The organism is Rhizobium quercicola (assembly GCF_021168455.1).
Taxonomy (GTDB): Bacteria; Pseudomonadota; Alphaproteobacteria; order Rhizobiales; family Rhizobiaceae; genus Ferranicluibacter; species Ferranicluibacter quercicola.
Genome location: NZ_JAJOZR010000001.1, coordinates 635,425 through 650,356, shown reverse-complemented (window position 1 = coordinate 650,356; position 14,932 = coordinate 635,425). Strand labels below are relative to the sequence as shown.

Genomic DNA, 14,932 nt, shown 5'->3' with positions numbered 1-14,932 from the left:
GTCGGCGTGTTGCGCTCATGTCGGCGAACTCAGGCGCGCCTCGGTCAGGTCGATCTCGCGCACAAGGCGGCGCGCCATCTCGTCGGGCAGTTTGCGCGCACGCGCCATCTTGAGGATCTGGTCGCGCTCGGCGCGGGCGCCGGCAAGCCGCAGGATCCGCTCGATCTCCTCGACCTTGCGGATCTGGTCGTTCTCGTCGCCCGACCGCGACCGCCCGTCGATGCGCTGGCGATAGACCTCCATCAGGCGCGTGCCGACATCGGCATAGAGATCGGCATCGTTCCGGCCGTTGCCGAGGCGATGCTGCGTGGCTTCTATGGCCTTGATCGCGGCTTCCGCGGCAGCGATGCGGGCATCGTCCTCCTCGCGCTGGTGGGAGGGCTCGGGCGGCAGTTCGAGATCCTGCAAAAGGGCGGGCAGCGCGATGCTCGCGGTTACGAGGGAGACGATGATGACGCCGGCGGCGAGGAAGATCACGAGATCGCGGGCCGGGAAGGGCGTACCGTCGTTCATGACCAGCGGCAGGGTGAGAATGCCGGCCAGCGTGATCGCCCCGCGCACACCCGCGACCGAGATCGCGACGACGAGACGCCAGCTCGGCTTGTGGATCACCTCTCCACGACGGGCCGCCTTGAACAGGGTGAAGCGCAGGGACACCCAGACCCAGGCCAGTCTGAGACCTGCGAGCGCCAGCATGATGGCGACGACGTAATAGCCGAGCCAGATCGGATGCAGGTGTCCGGTGTCGCTGACGATGCGCGCCGCACCGGAGGCGATGCCGGGAAGCTGTTCGCCGAGCAGCACGAAGATGATGCCGTTCATGGTGAACTGCACCGTATCCCACACGGCGGCGCGGCGCACGCGGGTTACGGCGAGCACCTTGCCGCGCTGCTCCTCGTAGCTCATGGCGATGCCGGCTGCGACCGCCGCGAGAATGCCGGAGCAATGCAGGTGTTCGGCCAGCAGATAGGCACCGAACGGAATGAGGATGCTGATGAGGATCTGCGAGCCGGTCTCCTCGCCCAGCTTGCGCGAGACGATGTCCTTAGCGCGCGTCACCAGCCACGTCACCCCGAGCCCCACGGCAATGCCGCCGATCGCAAGCCACAGAAAGGTGAGTACCGCTTCGCCGGCCGAAAACGTGCCGGTGAGCGTGGCCGCCACGGCAAAGCGCATGCAGACGAGGCCGGAGGCATCGTTGAGCAGCGACTCCCCTTCCAGAATGTGCATCACGCGCTTGGGGATGGGGACCCGGGCCGTGATGGCCGAGACGGCGATCGGGTCCGTTGGCGACAGGATGGCGGCAAGGGCGAAGGCGACGGGCAGCGGGATTGCCGGCACCATCCAGTGGATGAAGAACCCGATGCCGAGAACCGTGAAGATGACGAGCCCGAGCGCGAGTTCCAGAATGGTGCCCTTGTCGTGAAACAAGCCTTCCTTCGGGATCCGCCACCCGTCGAGAAACAGCAAAGGCGGGAGGAAGAGGAGGAAGAACAGCGTCGGCTCCAGCGTGATCGCGGAACCGGTCGCGGTCGCGAGAAGCGCGCCGAGTCCGATCTGCACGAGCGGCACCGGCACGGCGATCGGCGACATCCGCGCCAGCATGCCGCTGACCACCACGGCCAAAAGCAGGAACAGGGAAATCGTCACGCCTTCCATGATGGTCCTTTCATCCGTCGCAAGGTTTTGCCGTCCGTCACGGTCGGGCGGGCCATGCCCGTCACGCCAGTCTTGCCAACGGCCCGCGCGGTGACACCGCTAAAGCATCGAAGCGGCGCGGTCGAGCGTCCCGCGTGTCGCGCAGGCGGGAAAGCCTGCCTCCGCCGTTTCCGCCGACATTGCCATTCTCGCGCGATTGCCGTATATGTAGGTATGTTTCTACATCGAGGTCTCCATGACGCATGTCCGCCTTTCGAGCCGCGAACTCAATCACGATGTGAGCAGCGCCAAGAAGGCAGCGCTGAAGGGCCCGGTCGTCATCACCGACCGGGGGCGGCCGTCGCATGTTCTGATGACCTACGAAGCCTATGAACGGCTGACCGGCAAGCGCCGCAGCCTTGTCGAAGTGCTCTCGATGCCCGGCCTGTCGGACATTGGTTTCGACACGCCACGCGCCGCCATCGCCAGTCGCGACGTGGATCTGTCGTGAAATATCTCCTCGACACCAACGTCATTTCGGAACTGCGGAAACTCGGGGATGGCAAGGCGGATGACAACGTGGCGGATTGGGTTCGCGGGCAGGACCCTGACGATCTGTATCTCTCCACCATCAGCATTCTGGAGCTGGAACGCGGCGTGCTCGGCGTCCAGCGCCGCGATGCGGCACAGGGCGCGCGGCTGCGCGCGTGGCTCGATCGTCACGTGCGGCCGGCCTTCTCCGGGAGGATCCTTGCCGTCGACGATGCGATCGCGACCCGCTGCGCCCATCTGCACATTCCCGACCGGCGCAACGAGGCGGACGCCCTGATCGCGGCCACGGGGCTCGTCTATGGTCTCGCCGTGGTCACGCGCAACGTCCGCGACTTCGATGGCACCGGCGTCGTCGTGATCGATCCCTGGCGGGGCTGAAACATCGCGGAAACGTCAGTAGTTGCCGCCATCTCCGCCATCCGGCTGGTGGCCCGGCAAGGCGGGCTCCGGATCGATGGTCGGTTGAAGATCGCGCAGAAGATCCGCCGCATGGCGAAGCGCGCGCTGCCAGTCGTCCGCCGTCAGCTGCGCCGCTCCGGAAGATACGCGCTCCAGCGCGGTCGCATCGCCGTCACCGGCAAGGCCCTGCTGCGCCCGAAGATCGCGGATCTGGCGTAAAGCCGCATCGATCAAGCGTGTGACGTCCTGGTGCTCCAGGGTCTCCACATCGTTCGACGCCGTGACCAGCGCAACGATCCGTTCGTTCACCGTCTCCATCCCATCGTCCTTTCCGGGGCGCACCCCGCTCACTATCTTGCCGTTTGCCTGCCCAGTCGAAGCGCCGCGGCTCAGGCCTTGCGGCACCGGCAGGCGTCGTATCCTCCGGCAAACAGCCGGCCGGCCTGCATGCCGATCATCAGCGGCACATCCCTCACATGGGCAACCTGCAGCGCGCTTGCCATGGCGATCGACGCTTCCGCGCAGATCGCGGCATCTTCCGCGGCGTTGTGGTGCCGGAAGGTCAGGCCGAGGTGGCCCGCCAGAATGTTCAGGCGATGGGAGCCGAGATGCGGCCAGACCCGCTGCGCCATCTTGACCGAACAGAGATAGGAGAGATCGGGATAGCTCTGCCGGTAGAGATCGAGGCAGGCGCGCCAGACGCTGAAGTCGAAGGAAGCGTTGTGCGCGATCATCGTCGCGCCCCTGAACTCGTCGGCGAACTCGTCCATGACCTCGGGAAATTCTCCCGCGTCCTCCACATGCTCCGGCCGGATGCCGTGAATGGCGACGTTGAAAGAGGAGAAGCGCATGTCCCGCGGGCGGATGAGACGTTCCTCGACCCGCACGACCCGGCCATCCTCGATCCACGCGAGCCCGACAGAGCAGGCGCTGCCACGCTGCTCGTTGGCGGTTTCGAAATCGATGGCGATCGTCTTCACGTCCGGTATCCGTTTGCCGTTTCCCGCCCGGCATACGGGCTGGAGACTGATTTGGCAAAGGGAGAGACCATGGTGCGCGGCAGCGCAAGCCCTATCTAAGCGACGAGACATCACCGAAAGGACCGCCGCGCCATGAAACCCCACATCATTTGCCTGATGATCACCTCGCCGGACGGGAGCCTGCATCCGAGCCGCTGGACGAAAAGCCCGGATGGCGAGCGGTCGGACTGGACGGCGCTTTACGAGAAGATCCACGCCGAACATGCCGGCAATGCCTGGATGGTCGGACGGGTGACCATGGCGGAGATGTCGAAGGCCAAGGCGCATCCGCCGACCGGCACCGTGAAGGTCGCGCGTCCGCACCATTTCGCCCGGCCGGGCGCGTCGACCTTCGCGATCGCGCTCGACCCCGGCGGCAAGCTGCATTTCGCAGGCGACGCGCTTTTCGGCGATCATATCGTCGTCCTGCTCGGTCCCGACGTGCCCGACAGCCATCTGGCGGAACTGGCCGGCGACGGCGTTTCCTATGTCGTTTCGGAGACGAAGGAACTCGACCTGCGCGCCATGCTGACGCTGCTCGGACAGGAACTCGGCATTACCCGCATCCTGCTGGAGGGCGGGGCAAGCGTGAACGGGTCGATGCTTGCGGCCGGGCTCGTCGACGAGATCAGCCTCGTCATCGCGCCGGCGCTCGAAGGCCGGGTGAACAGCGATCGGGTCATCGCCTTCGGAGACGAGGGGCTCGCGGGCAAGGTCGAGCTGTCTCTCAAGTCCTGCGACGTCCTCGACCATGGCGCCCTCCACGTCCGCTACACCGTCCGCGCGCCGCGCTGAGGCGACAGGAGAGGGCATGGGAACGTTGCTAGGAAACGCGCCGCAGGAGAGCGAAGCGGACGACGAAGCCGCGCCCGGCAGCGTGGTCGCGTTTCCCTACGACCGGATGACGGTCGATCAGTTCCGGCATCGTTTTCCGCGCGCCCGCTGGCGCGACGACATCAAGGCCTGGTGGGTTCCGGGAAAGACCGCGTCGCGCCGGATCGGGCGGTGGCTGGCGGAACAGGAGGCGGAAGCGGATGCGCATGCCGATGCGCGGGGACGCGACGCCTTCGCCTTCGAGCCGATCGTCAGCCCCTATCTCGAGATCGGTCGCGCCGGCTTCCAGATCCGCACGCCCTATTCGAAGACGGTTGTCGAGGAATTGCGGGAGATCCGCTTCGCGCGCTGGGATGGGGACCTGCGCCTCTGGCATGTCCCCTTCCGTTCGTTCGAAGACCTGCGCAGCCACTGGACGGCTATCGAGGCGGCCGCGCGCCGGAACGAGCCGGCCGAGCGGGCGCGGCGCGCAGAGGCGCGGAAAGGCTCGGAAGACGAGCTGAAAGCGAAGGCCCGCTCCACCGAGCGCCGCAAGCGCCGTTATCCCGTGCTGCCGGACGCGCTGCCGCCACCCGGCGTGCCGGTGGCCATCTCCTACGGCATCGTTGTTTTTACCGAGATCACCGGCGAACTGGTCGATCCCGCTGCTGTCTCCGATTTGTATCCGGGCGCGACGGAAAACCATGTCTGGGGTCTCTGGCGCGCACCCTCCCTCAAAGAGCTCCTTTCCACATGGCCGGCAAAGGCGGTTCCCGACCCGCCGGGCGACTGGTGGTTGCCGACGATCGAGGAACTGAGGCCGGCGCGACGCGCCGCGCGGGTTCGCGAGGGGACCGACACGGTGCGCAGAGGATGAATCCGGACAAGGTGGCCGATGCAGGGGCGGCATTCGAACAAGCGCTTGCGCGACTGCCGGCCGGCTACGCCGAAGGCGCATTCGAAGGCCGACCGTGGGGCGCGACCGTTCGGCGATCCATCGATCATCGTCGCGTCTGGCTGTTTGCACGGGACCTCGGGGGCAATGACATCGTCAGCTTCAACCTCTACCGAACGATGTCCGGCGGCCCCGTTCTGAAGCCCTGCGAAATGTCCTCGGACAAGGTTGTCGCCTTCGTCCTCGGCTTCGAACCCGTCGCGGACCGGACGGCCCCGGTGGAACAAACATTGCAAGCAAGAGGTTACACTCAGGCAACAATAAAGGAGGACCACACAATGGATCATACCAATCACGTTCGCCTGTCGCCCACCGAGCTGACCCCGGCTGTCCTCGAAGGCGCGACGATTTACGGCGCCGATGACCACAAGGTCGGCAAGCTCGATCATGTCCACGGCACGGGTGCCGGCGGCAAGGCCATCATCGACGTCGGCGGTTTTCTCGGCATCGGCGCGAAGCCGGTCGGCGTGCCGCTGAACGATCTCCAGTTCATGCGCGACGAAGACGGTGACGTCCACGCCGTGACGACCTGGACGAAGGATCAGCTGAAGGCGATGCCCGAGCATCGCGACTGAGTGCGACGAGCATTCGATTGCGCGAGCCCGGCCATCGTGTCGGGCTTTTGCATGTCCGCAGACACTCCGACAGGTCTACACGTCGAGGACGTCGACGAAAGCTTCGGGAAAGTTCTTGCGCGCGAGCGGTTCGTTGAGTTTCAGCAGCGCCTGATAGGACGCGGGATCGAAATCGCGTTCGGCCGGCAGGATCTCGCGACCGAACAGGCGGGACAGACGTTCACCATCCAAATTTCCGCGCTCGAAGGGCTCCGTGCCGAAATAGTGCCAGAGCGAATGCACGAAGGCGGTATCGGCAAGCCCGACGGTCTTGTCCAGCGTCGGATGCCGACGCCATTGCCCGAGAACCGTCACTTTCGAATTGGCCCTGCGAAGCGTGAACTGCCACTGCGTTCCCGACAGTCCGGCCGGAAAGCCGCGGTGTTTCGTCATTTCCGGAACTTTTGCCATGCGTCCATCTCTTCCGGCGCGAAGGCCGGTTTCCCGTCACATTTGAAGATTTGCAGTCTGCCACCGATCCGGCATCCGGATCCGTCGGCAAACGCCCTTTTGTCGGTCCATAGCACAAGGCATGCCCGCGGGAAAACGCGTTCTTCCAGGCTGATTGCCGGAAAGCGCCCCCTTGAGCCGGGCGTGACTCTTGGCGCAAGCTCCATCTCACCGACGGGCTTTGACGGAGCGGCTGCCCTGCCGTTTATGGAGCGTGACCGCCACAGGACGTCTTGGTAAGAGTTGACAGGTGGCAGGATGTGCCGTCTGCGCGGATTTTTCAGGCAGGACCGTCGAGGACGATATTCGGTGTGCGATCGAAACATGGATGAAGGTGGTCAAGATGACGAGGCGGTGCCGTCTCCTGTTCCGACACCGCGCATGCTGTCCTGGGCCCGCAACTCGGCCGCCTATCGGCTGGGCAAGCGGATGCATACCGAGAAGCAATTGTCCGACGCGATCGCCCGCAAGGCGCGCGAAAAATTCGAGGGCATCAGCGACGAGCAGGTGACGGCTCTTTCCGCCTTTGCCGTCGCTTTCGGCTACGACAACAAAGCGCTCGACGACGTGGCCTATGCGGATGTTGCGACACGATCTGGCCAGCAGAGCGGGCGCTCCGGACGGGCGATCTCGCAGCGGCTGGTGGTCAAGGGCATCGATCGCGAGACGGCAACGGCCGCCGTCGCCGATGTCGATGATCTCAGAGCCGCGATCATCCTTGCGCGCAAGCGGGCGTTCGGGCCGTTCCGTAAGGAGCCGCCGGACGAGAAACGTAAGATGAAGGAGCTTTCCGCCTTTGCCCGCGGCGGCTTCGGCTTCGAGATCGGCCGCAGGGTCTACGACATGACTCGCGACGAGGCGGAGGAGATCCTGACCGGCGAACCGTCTTAAGCGACGGACCGCGCCGTGATCGCGAGAGCGTGTCTTTAGGTCGGGGAGAGGCAAACCATGCGCGGCGCTGATGCAATCGCTATCCGGTCATTTGCCGGGGAAGTCCATGCCAGCGCCGCGCCTATGGTCTGCAGGGAGAATGTCTGGCGGCTTTCTCTGTTCCATTCGGCAGCTTGCCTTTCGGGCGTCAGGTATCCGACATGGAGGGCAGATGAAGCTCGACCTCGCGGCGCTCCTTGTCGCTCATCGGTTCGACCTTTTCCTTCCAGAAGGCCGCCGCCTCCGGCGCGTCGTCTTCCCAGGCCCGCGTGCTGACGATGTTGTCGTCCACCTTCGCCTTGCGGCGGCCGCCGAGTGCCAGATAGTCTTCCGCGATCTTCTTGGACGGTGTCGTGGTGTCGTCTTGCATGATGCGATCCTTTCGAGGTTTCGCGCCGATCGGGTCCGCTCGGGGTCTCTCGCGCAAACGACCGGTAGGACCCCGCAGGAGAAGCCGGTAACGGACATGGCTGTGGTGATAACAGGCGGCCTGTCGATTCGTTCCGCACCGCGGGGGTGTCGCAGGATGGGGGAAACGCGCGCATGAGGAGAGAAATGTGATCGTCAGGGAGATCAGCAGCGAGGTGGACGGCCGCTACGCCCGCATCGATGGCGACCTCGTGCCGCTCGTTTCCAAGGTCTGGGTGACCGGCACGACCTATGCCAACCCGTTCGTGCCGCCTCTTCACAACGTGCGCGACCCGAAGGACCGGGAATTCCTGGTGGTCGTCCTGCAGAAGCATCGGGTCGTTCTCACCGATGACCGCGTGGACCGGGATGCGGATGGTCTGGTCGTCTCCCTGACGCGAGGCAGATACATCGGTCTCTACGCCATCGAGAACCCGTCTTACGCGCCAGGGGCGGGGCTTTCCTTCGCGCTCGGGCCATTGATCGCGCATCTCACGCTGTCGTCATAAGCCGACATCCTTGCCTTCCCGCGGGCAAGATCCATATCCGCGGGCGTTGATCACGGAACGCGTTGTGCAGCGATCGTCTGCGATGTTACAGCGCGTTGCGCGACAGCTCCGTCACTACCCGCTTCCGCACCGTCGCCGCTCCCACCTTGCCGAGATCCCGATGACAGCTATCCACCAGCCCAGAACATCGAGCCTCAAGCTCGGTCTCGATCCGGTCGTCGCCTTCAGCCTCGCCGGAGCGTTGGCCTTCTTCCTGATCAGCGGCGCCGTGGCCTATCTCAATCTGCACACCTTGCGCGTCAACAACGACAAGATCGTCCATACCCACGAGGTCATCGTGGCACTCGGCAAGCTCCTGTCGAGCGCGCAGGATGCGGAAACCGGGCAGCGCGGCTTTCTGCTGACGGACAATGCCCGCTATCTCGATCCCTACAATGTCGCCGTCCTCGCCGTACCCCGCCATCTCAACGATATCGCCCGTCTGGTGAAGAATAATCCGGCGCAAGGGCGCCGCATCGAGGCGGTCCGCCTCAGCGTCGATGCGAAGTTCGCCGAATTGCGGGAAACCATCGAGCTGCGGCGGACGCAAGGCTTGCCGGCAGCGCTTGCCGTCGTCAATTCGGATCGCGGCAAGGCAGCCATGGACGCCATCCGCTCTCAGCTTTCCGAGATGGGGCAGGAGGAAACGCGTCAGCGACAGCAATGGCTGGGCGAGATGGACGACGCCTATGGCACGGCGCTTGTCAGCAGCATCTTTTCCGGCATTCTCGGGCTTCTGCTCACGGTCGCCATCGGCGTGCTCATCCGCCGGGCCACGCTCGCGCGCCGTCGGGAGGACTGGTTGCAGGCGGGCCAGGTCGGGCTCAGCACCGCCGTCATGGGCGACCAGCGCACCGAGCAGCTCGGCGACGGCATCCTCACCTTTCTTGCAGACTATGCCGGAGCGGTGGCTGGCGCGATCTTCGTCGGCGACAAGGGCATCTTCCAGCGGTCCTCGACCTATGGCGTTCCCGATGGCGCGGATATTCCGCGACAGTTCAAGCTGCGGGAAGGCTTGCTCGGCCAGGCGGCGGCCGGCGAAAAGGCCGTGCTGGTCGGCGACATACCCGACGGGTACCTCTCTTTCGGCTCGGCGCTCGGGCGCGACAAGCCGCGGCATCTCGTCATCTCCCCTGCCATCATCGATGGCGAGGTCAACGCGGTGATCGAGCTCGGCTTCCTCCGCCCGATCGACGAAAGCGTTCTCGCGCTGCTGGAGCAGGCAGCCGCCACGATCGCGACCGCCGTCCGGTCTGCGAACTACCGCACCGATCTCCAGAACCTTCTAGCCGAAACGCAGCGCCAGTCCGAGGAGCTGCAGGTCCAGAGCGAGGAGCTTCGGGTTTCCAACGAGGAGCTGGAGGAGCAGGGCCGGGCGTTGAAGGAATCCCAGGCGCGGCTCGAGCAGCAGCAGGTGGAGCTCGAGCAGACGAATTCGCAGCTGGAGGAGCAGACGCGACAGCTGGAAACGCAGCGCGACGATCTGGAGCGCGTCAACGGCGCCGTGCAGCTGAAGGCGCGCGAGCTGGAGCAGGCAAGCCGCTACAAGTCCGACTTCCTCGCCAACATGTCGCACGAGCTGCGCACGCCGCTGAACTCGCTGCTCATTCTCGCCAAGCTGCTCGCCGACAATTCCGATGACAATCTGACCGGCGAACAGGTGAAATATGCCCAGACGATCGAATCCTCGGGCAACGACCTTCTCACGCTGATCAACGATATCCTCGACCTCTCCAAGATCGAGGCGGGGCACATCGACATTCGTCCGGAGGCGGTTTCCGTCGAGCGGCTTGCCAACAATCTGCGTCAGGTGTTCGATCCCGTGGCGAAGAACAAGCAGCTCGATTTCACGGTGGAGATCGCGCCGGAATGCCCCCCTGTGATCGAGACCGATCTGCAGCGGCTCGAGCAGGTTCTGAAGAACCTCCTGTCCAACGCCTTCAAGTTCACGGCGGCCGGCACGGTCTCGGTCGCCATCCGTCGCTCGGGAACGGCGCTCGGCGGCGGCGAGGGGCAGATCGCGCTCGCCGTCACCGACAGCGGCATCGGCATCGCCGAGGACCAGCAGCGCAACATCTTCGAGGCCTTCCATCAGGCCGACGGCACGATCAGCCGCCGCTACGGCGGAACCGGCCTTGGCCTGTCGATCTCCCGCGAGCTCGTGCGCCTGCTGGGCGGAGCGATCCATCTGGAGAGCCAGCCGGGGCAGGGCAGCACCTTTACGATCACCATCCCGGAAACCTACGACGCGACGCGGGTCGCCGCCCGGCAGCCGCGCGAAAGCGCTGCGGCAGCACCTGCCGCACCCGCACCGCTGCGGCCCCCGGTCAGCGTTCCCGCGATCGAGCAGCGCGAGACGCCGGCCGTGTCCAGGGCGCGCCTCGTCAACGACGACCGCGCTGCGCCCTCCGACAACAAGCGCGTGCTCCTGATCATCGAGGACGACGTGACCTTCGCCGCGATCCTGCGGGACCTCTCGCGCGAGATGGGCTTCCGCACACTGGTCGCCGGCACGGCGCAGGAGGCTCTGGAGCTCGCCCGGCAGTTCATGCCGAGTGCCATCGTGCTCGATGTCGGCCTGCCGGATCAGTCCGGGCTCTCGGTCCTCGACCGGCTGAAGCGCGACGTGCAGACGCGCCACATCCCGATCCACATGGTCTCCGGCGACGACCATGCGGAGACGGCACTCTCGCTCGGCGCCGTCGGCTACATGCTGAAGCCGGTCAAGCGCGAGCAGCTGGTCGAGGTGCTGCAGAAGCTCGAGGCGAAGCTGTCGCAGCGGGTCCATCGCGTGCTGATCGTCGAGGACAACGACGTCCAGCGCGAGGCGGTGGCGCGCCTCCTCACCTCCCACGACGTCGAGACGGTGACGGCGGGAACGGCGGCCGAATGCCTGAAGCTCCTGCAGGAGCAGACCTTCGACTGCATCGTCCTCGACCTCTCGCTGCCCGACGCTTCGGGCTATTCGCTGCTGGAGACACTGAGCCAGGACAGCGAGCGGGCCTTCCCGCCCGTCATCGTCTATACCGGCCGCGTCTTGTCGGCCGACGACGAGCTGCAGCTGCGCCGTTACTCCAAGTCGATCATCATCAAGGGTGCGAAATCCCCGGAGCGGCTGCTGGACGAGGTCAGTCTGTTCCTGCATCAGGTTGTGTCCGACCTGCCCGCCGAGCAGCAGAAGATGATCCGCAAGGCCCGCAGCCGCGACGCGCTTCTGGAAGGCCGCCGCATCCTTGTCGTCGAGGACGACGTGCGCAACGTCTATGCGCTGACCAACATTCTCGAGCCGCGCGGCGCCGTGATCGAGATCGCGCGCAACGGGCAGGAAGCGCTCGACGCACTGGCAAAATCGGCAGGCCAGCCGGGTGCGGGAATCGACCTCGTGCTGATGGACGTGATGATGCCGGTCATGGACGGCCTGACGGCGACGCGGGAGATCCGGAAGAACAGCCAGTGGAAGAAGCTGCCGATCATCACGCTGACGGCCAAGGCCATGCCCGACGACCAGCAGCGCTGCATCGAGGCCGGCGCGAACGACTACATGGCAAAACCGCTCGACGTCGAGAAACTCCTGTCCCTCGTTCGCGTCTGGATGCCGCGATGAGCGATCTTGCCACGGTCGAAAAGGTCGAGGACATCGAGATCCGGCTGCTGCTGGAGGCTCTCTACGCCCGCTATCACTATGATTTCCGCGGCTACGCCATGGCGTCGGTCAAACGGCGTCTGCGCCAGGCGCTGGAGCAGCTCCACATTTCCACCATCTCCGGCCTGCAGGAGCGCCTGCTGCACGACCGGGACATGCTGCCGCAGCTGCTGGGCTACCTGACCGTTCAGGTCAGCGAGATGTTCCGCGATCCCGAGTATTTCCGCGCGATTCGCGAACAGGTCATCCCGCATCTGCGGACCTACCCCTCGCTGAAAGTCTGGGTGGCCGGCTGCAGCCATGGCGAGGAGCTCTATTCCCTCGTCATCCTCTTTCGCGAGGAGGGTCTCGAAGATCGCACGCTGTTCTACGCGACCGACATCAGCCAGGAGGCGCTGCAGATCGCCGAAGCCGGCGTCTACCCGCTCGACCGCATGCAGCTCTTCACGGAAAATCATCGCAAAGCGGGCGGCAAGTCGTCGCTGTCGGATTACTATCAGGCGGCCTATGGGCGGGTATCCTTCGACCGGACGCTGCGGCGCAACGTCGTGTTTTCCGACCACAGCCTCGTCACCGATGCCGTCTTCGGCGAGATGAACCTGATCTCCTGCCGCAACGTGCTGATCTATTTCGATCGTTCCCTGCAGGATCGTGCGCTCGGTCTCTTCAAGGACTCGCTGCCGCGAAAGGGCTTTCTGGGCCTCGGCGCAAAGGAAAGCATCCGCTTTTCCGATCACGCCGGCGCGTTTCGCGACTTCGTGCGGGAGGAGAAGATCTATCAGAGGATCGGCGAATGAACGACGTTCGACCGCAGGCGGTCGTCATCGGGGCCTCGGCCGGTGCCCTGGAGGCCCTGACGATCATCCTGCCGGCCCTCCCAGCGGATTTTCCCGTGCCGATCATGCTCGTCGTCCATATTCCCGGCGACAAGCGCAGCGTGCTGGCCGAGCTGTTTCAGGCGAAATGCCGGATCCGGGTGGTGGAAGGGGAGGACAAGGAGCCGCTCGCCGGCGGTACGGCCTATGTCGCGCCGCCCAACTATCATCTGCTCGTCGAAGCCCATAAAACCCTCTCTCTCTCCAGCGACGAACCCGTGATGTTCTCTCGACCCTCCATCGATGTTCTCTTCGAAAGCGCTGCCGATGCATTCGGGTCGGCGCTGGTCGGTATCGTGCTGACGGGCGCCAATCACGACGGTGCCCGGGGCCTGCGCGCCATCTGTGACGCCGGCGGCCGTGCCGTCGTTCAGGATCCGGCAACGGCGTTTGCCGCCGCAATGCCCGAAGGTGCAATCGCACGGTGTCCCGACGCCCGGGTGTTGCCGCTTGACGCGATCGCGGCGTACCTTCAGAAGGTCGTATGCGCATGACCCCCGTTACCTTTCTGCTGGTCGACGACCTGGAGGAAAACCTCCTCTCGCTGGAAGCGCTTCTGCGCCGCGACGGCCTGACGCTTCTCAAGGCGCGCTCCGGCGATCAGGCACTGGAACTCCTGCTGCAGCACGACGTGGCGCTGGCGCTGATCGATGTGCAGATGCCCGGCCTGAACGGCTTCGAACTGGCCGAGCTGATGCGCGGCAACGAGCGCACCCGGCGCGTACCCATCATTTTCGTGACCGCCGGCAGCACGGATGGCCAGCGCCGGTTTCGCGGCTACGAGGCGGGTGCGGTGGATTTTATCCAGAAGCCGATCGAAACAGATGTTCTGCGCAGCAAGGCGGACGTCTTCTTCGAGCTCTACCGCCAGCGCCAGCAGATCGCCGAGCAGCGCGACGAACTGGAAGCGCAGGCGCAGGCGCTGCGCGAAGCCGATCGCCGCAAGGACGAGTTTCTGGCCACGCTCGCGCACGAACTGCGCAATCCGCTGGCACCGCTGCGCCACGGGCTCGACGTGTTGCGCCGGAACCCGACGGGAGAAGCGGCCGAGGGCATTCGCGACATGATGGACCGGCAGATGGTGCATCTGGTGCGGCTGATCGATGACCTGCTCGACGTGTCCCGCGTCAGCCAGGGCAAGATCGGACTGCGCAAGGAGCGCATCGCGGTCGAAGCCATCATCCGGTCCGCGATCGAGGCGAGCCGACCGCTGATCGACGCCTCCGGTCACACGCTGACCGTGGATCTGCCTTCCGAACCGCTGTGGCTGGATGCCGACCCGACCCGCATGGCGCAGGTCGTCGCCAACCTTCTCAACAATGCTGCGAAATATACACCCGCCGGCGGGCAGATCGGGATTGCCGTCCGCGCGCTCGGCGGCAGCGCTGTCATCGACGTCTCCGACAACGGCATCGGGATCCCCGAGACGCTGCAGTCCGGCGTGTTCCAGCTGTTCGCGCAGGTCGATGGTCATCTGGAGCGCGCGCAGGGCGGCCTCGGCATCGGGCTTGCGCTCGTGCGCCAGCTGGTGGTTCTCCACGGCGGCACGGTCGAGGTGACGAGCGCCGGCACCGGCAAGGGCAGCCTTTTCACCGTGCGCCTGCCGCTCGGAGAAGCGCCGGCGGAGGCTTCCGCACCGGCATCGCCCGTTGTCGCAGCCCCGACGACAGACGATCGGCCGGTCGTGGCGACACCCACGCCGCGCGCACTGAAGGTGCTGATTGTTGACGACAATGTCATCGTCGCGGATGCGCTCGGCTGGATGCTGGAGGAGATCGGTCATCACTGCGAGGCCATCCATGACGGGCGCGAGGCGCTCGACGTCGCAACGCGCTTCCAGCCGGATGTGATCCTCCTCGATATTGGCCTGCCGGGCATGGACGGCTACGAGGTCTGCCGTGCCTTCCGCAGGCAGGATGCGTTCAAGGCGACAACCATCATCGCCCAGACGGGGTGGGGGCAGGACAAGGACAAGGCGAAGGCCCTGGAAGCTGGCTTCACCCATCACTTGACGAAGCCCGTGCTCATCGACGACCTCGAGCGCCTGCTGACCGACATCCCCGCAGCCTGACAACCTTCTCTCTGCAA

Annotated in this window: 16 protein-coding genes; 11 read left to right on the top strand and 5 right to left on the bottom strand. The window is 65.2% G+C overall.

What is annotated here, in order from left to right:
* Nucleotides 1–15 precede the first annotated feature (15 nt).
* The gene (locus tag LRX75_RS02855) at nucleotides 16–1,659 is read right to left on the bottom strand and encodes a Na+/H+ antiporter (protein WP_231811701.1); all 1,644 of its coding nucleotides are present in this window, start codon (nucleotides 1,657–1,659) and stop codon (nucleotides 16–18) included.
* Nucleotides 1,660–1,894: 235 nt separating this feature from the next.
* On the opposite strand from LRX75_RS02855, the gene LRX75_RS02850 reads away from it, so the two are divergent.
* Nucleotides 1,895–2,149, top strand: a complete 255-nt coding sequence (locus LRX75_RS02850; RefSeq protein ID WP_231811700.1) for a type II toxin-antitoxin system prevent-host-death family antitoxin — start codon at nucleotides 1,895–1,897, stop codon at nucleotides 2,147–2,149.
* Nucleotides 2,146–2,568, top strand: coding sequence for a type II toxin-antitoxin system VapC family toxin (locus LRX75_RS02845; RefSeq protein WP_231811699.1), 423 nt, complete (start codon nucleotides 2,146–2,148; stop codon nucleotides 2,566–2,568). Before LRX75_RS02850 ends, LRX75_RS02845 begins: the two co-directional genes overlap by 4 nt.
* A 15-nt stretch (nucleotides 2,569–2,583) precedes the next feature.
* Here LRX75_RS02845 and LRX75_RS02840 read toward each other — a convergent pair whose 3' ends face one another.
* Both LRX75_RS02840 and LRX75_RS02835 read right to left on the bottom strand, forming a co-directional pair.
* The gene (locus LRX75_RS02840) at nucleotides 2,584–2,907 is read right to left on the bottom strand and encodes a hypothetical protein (protein WP_231811698.1); all 324 of its coding nucleotides are present in this window, start codon (nucleotides 2,905–2,907) and stop codon (nucleotides 2,584–2,586) included.
* Nucleotides 2,908–2,978: 71 nt separating this feature from the next.
* Nucleotides 2,979–3,569 carry a 3'-5' exonuclease gene (locus LRX75_RS02835; protein ID WP_231811697.1) on the bottom strand — a complete coding sequence of 197 codons (591 nt, stop codon included), beginning with the start codon at nucleotides 3,567–3,569 and terminating at the stop codon, nucleotides 2,979–2,981.
* A gap of 132 nt (nucleotides 3,570–3,701) precedes the next feature.
* Here LRX75_RS02835 and LRX75_RS02830 point away from each other — a divergent pair, with 132 nt between their 5' ends.
* From LRX75_RS02830 to LRX75_RS02815, 3 genes are all read left to right on the top strand, one after another.
* Nucleotides 3,702–4,403, top strand: coding sequence for a RibD family protein (locus LRX75_RS02830; protein ID WP_231811696.1), 702 nt, complete (start codon nucleotides 3,702–3,704; stop codon nucleotides 4,401–4,403).
* A 16-nt stretch (nucleotides 4,404–4,419) separates the two neighbouring features.
* The gene (locus LRX75_RS02825) at nucleotides 4,420–5,298 is read left to right on the top strand and encodes a hypothetical protein (RefSeq protein ID WP_231811694.1); all 879 of its coding nucleotides are present in this window, start codon (nucleotides 4,420–4,422) and stop codon (nucleotides 5,296–5,298) included.
* A gap of 356 nt (nucleotides 5,299–5,654) precedes the next feature.
* Nucleotides 5,655–5,951 carry a PRC-barrel domain-containing protein gene (locus tag LRX75_RS02815; protein WP_113151331.1) on the top strand — a complete coding sequence of 99 codons (297 nt, stop codon included), beginning with the start codon at nucleotides 5,655–5,657 and terminating at the stop codon, nucleotides 5,949–5,951.
* Between the two features lie 75 nt (nucleotides 5,952–6,026).
* On the opposite strand, the gene LRX75_RS02810 is transcribed toward LRX75_RS02815, so the two are convergent.
* Nucleotides 6,027–6,401: a hypothetical protein gene (locus tag LRX75_RS02810; protein ID WP_113151330.1), complete on the bottom strand. Its 375-nt coding sequence runs from the start codon at nucleotides 6,399–6,401 to the stop codon at nucleotides 6,027–6,029.
* Between the two features lie 363 nt (nucleotides 6,402–6,764).
* Here LRX75_RS02810 and recX point away from each other — a divergent pair, with 363 nt between their 5' ends.
* Nucleotides 6,765–7,331 carry a recombination regulator RecX gene (recX, locus tag LRX75_RS02805; protein ID WP_231811693.1) on the top strand — a complete coding sequence of 189 codons (567 nt, stop codon included), beginning with the start codon at nucleotides 6,765–6,767 and terminating at the stop codon, nucleotides 7,329–7,331.
* A gap of 187 nt (nucleotides 7,332–7,518) precedes the next feature.
* Here recX and LRX75_RS02800 read toward each other — a convergent pair whose 3' ends face one another.
* Nucleotides 7,519–7,740, bottom strand: a complete 222-nt coding sequence (locus LRX75_RS02800; protein ID WP_113151328.1) for a hypothetical protein — start codon at nucleotides 7,738–7,740, stop codon at nucleotides 7,519–7,521.
* 187 nt (nucleotides 7,741–7,927) lie between these two features.
* Here LRX75_RS02800 and LRX75_RS02795 point away from each other — a divergent pair, with 187 nt between their 5' ends.
* The 5 genes from LRX75_RS02795 (at nucleotide 7,928) to LRX75_RS02775 (ending at nucleotide 14,915) form a co-directional block, all read left to right on the top strand.
* A complete protein-coding gene (locus LRX75_RS02795) occupies nucleotides 7,928–8,287 on the top strand; it encodes a hypothetical protein (protein ID WP_231811692.1) in 360 nt (119 codons plus the stop codon).
* Between the two features lie 160 nt (nucleotides 8,288–8,447).
* Entirely contained in the window at nucleotides 8,448–11,930 is a 3,483-nt protein-coding gene (locus LRX75_RS02790) for a response regulator (RefSeq protein ID WP_231811691.1), read from the top strand.
* Nucleotides 11,927–12,766: a CheR family methyltransferase gene (locus LRX75_RS02785; protein WP_231811689.1), complete on the top strand. Its 840-nt coding sequence runs from the start codon at nucleotides 11,927–11,929 to the stop codon at nucleotides 12,764–12,766. The genes LRX75_RS02790 and LRX75_RS02785 overlap by 4 nt, the downstream gene beginning before the upstream one ends.
* Nucleotides 12,763–13,338: a chemotaxis protein CheB gene (locus LRX75_RS02780; RefSeq protein WP_231811688.1), complete on the top strand. Its 576-nt coding sequence runs from the start codon at nucleotides 12,763–12,765 to the stop codon at nucleotides 13,336–13,338. The genes LRX75_RS02785 and LRX75_RS02780 overlap by 4 nt, the downstream gene beginning before the upstream one ends.
* Nucleotides 13,335–14,915, top strand: a complete 1,581-nt coding sequence (locus LRX75_RS02775; RefSeq protein ID WP_231811686.1) for a response regulator — start codon at nucleotides 13,335–13,337, stop codon at nucleotides 14,913–14,915. The genes LRX75_RS02780 and LRX75_RS02775 overlap by 4 nt, the downstream gene beginning before the upstream one ends.
* Nucleotides 14,916–14,932 lie beyond the last annotated feature (17 nt).

Excerpts from the sequence above, each read along its gene's own strand:
- LRX75_RS02815 (WP_113151331.1), top strand. The coding sequence starts at position 5,655 with ATGGATCATACCAATCACGTTCGCCTGTCGCCCACCGAGCTGACCCCG.
- LRX75_RS02785 (WP_231811689.1), top strand. The coding sequence starts at position 11,927 with ATGAGCGATCTTGCCACGGTCGAAAAGGTCGAGGACATCGAGATCCGG.
- LRX75_RS02850 (WP_231811700.1), top strand. The coding sequence starts at position 1,895 with ATGACGCATGTCCGCCTTTCGAGCCGCGAACTCAATCACGATGTGAGC.
- LRX75_RS02810 (WP_113151330.1), bottom strand. The coding sequence starts at position 6,401 with ATGGCAAAAGTTCCGGAAATGACGAAACACCGCGGCTTTCCGGCCGGA.
- LRX75_RS02775 (WP_231811686.1), top strand. The coding sequence starts at position 13,335 with ATGACCCCCGTTACCTTTCTGCTGGTCGACGACCTGGAGGAAAACCTC.
- LRX75_RS02800 (WP_113151328.1), bottom strand. The coding sequence starts at position 7,740 with ATGCAAGACGACACCACGACACCGTCCAAGAAGATCGCGGAAGACTAT.
- LRX75_RS02840 (WP_231811698.1), bottom strand. The coding sequence starts at position 2,907 with ATGGAGACGGTGAACGAACGGATCGTTGCGCTGGTCACGGCGTCGAAC.
- LRX75_RS02790 (WP_231811691.1), top strand. The coding sequence starts at position 8,448 with ATGACAGCTATCCACCAGCCCAGAACATCGAGCCTCAAGCTCGGTCTC.
- LRX75_RS02855 (WP_231811701.1), bottom strand. The coding sequence starts at position 1,659 with ATGGAAGGCGTGACGATTTCCCTGTTCCTGCTTTTGGCCGTGGTGGTC.
- LRX75_RS02825 (WP_231811694.1), top strand. The coding sequence starts at position 4,420 with ATGGGAACGTTGCTAGGAAACGCGCCGCAGGAGAGCGAAGCGGACGAC.
- recX (WP_231811693.1), top strand. The coding sequence starts at position 6,765 with ATGGATGAAGGTGGTCAAGATGACGAGGCGGTGCCGTCTCCTGTTCCG.
- LRX75_RS02830 (WP_231811696.1), top strand. The coding sequence starts at position 3,702 with ATGAAACCCCACATCATTTGCCTGATGATCACCTCGCCGGACGGGAGC.
- LRX75_RS02780 (WP_231811688.1), top strand. The coding sequence starts at position 12,763 with ATGAACGACGTTCGACCGCAGGCGGTCGTCATCGGGGCCTCGGCCGGT.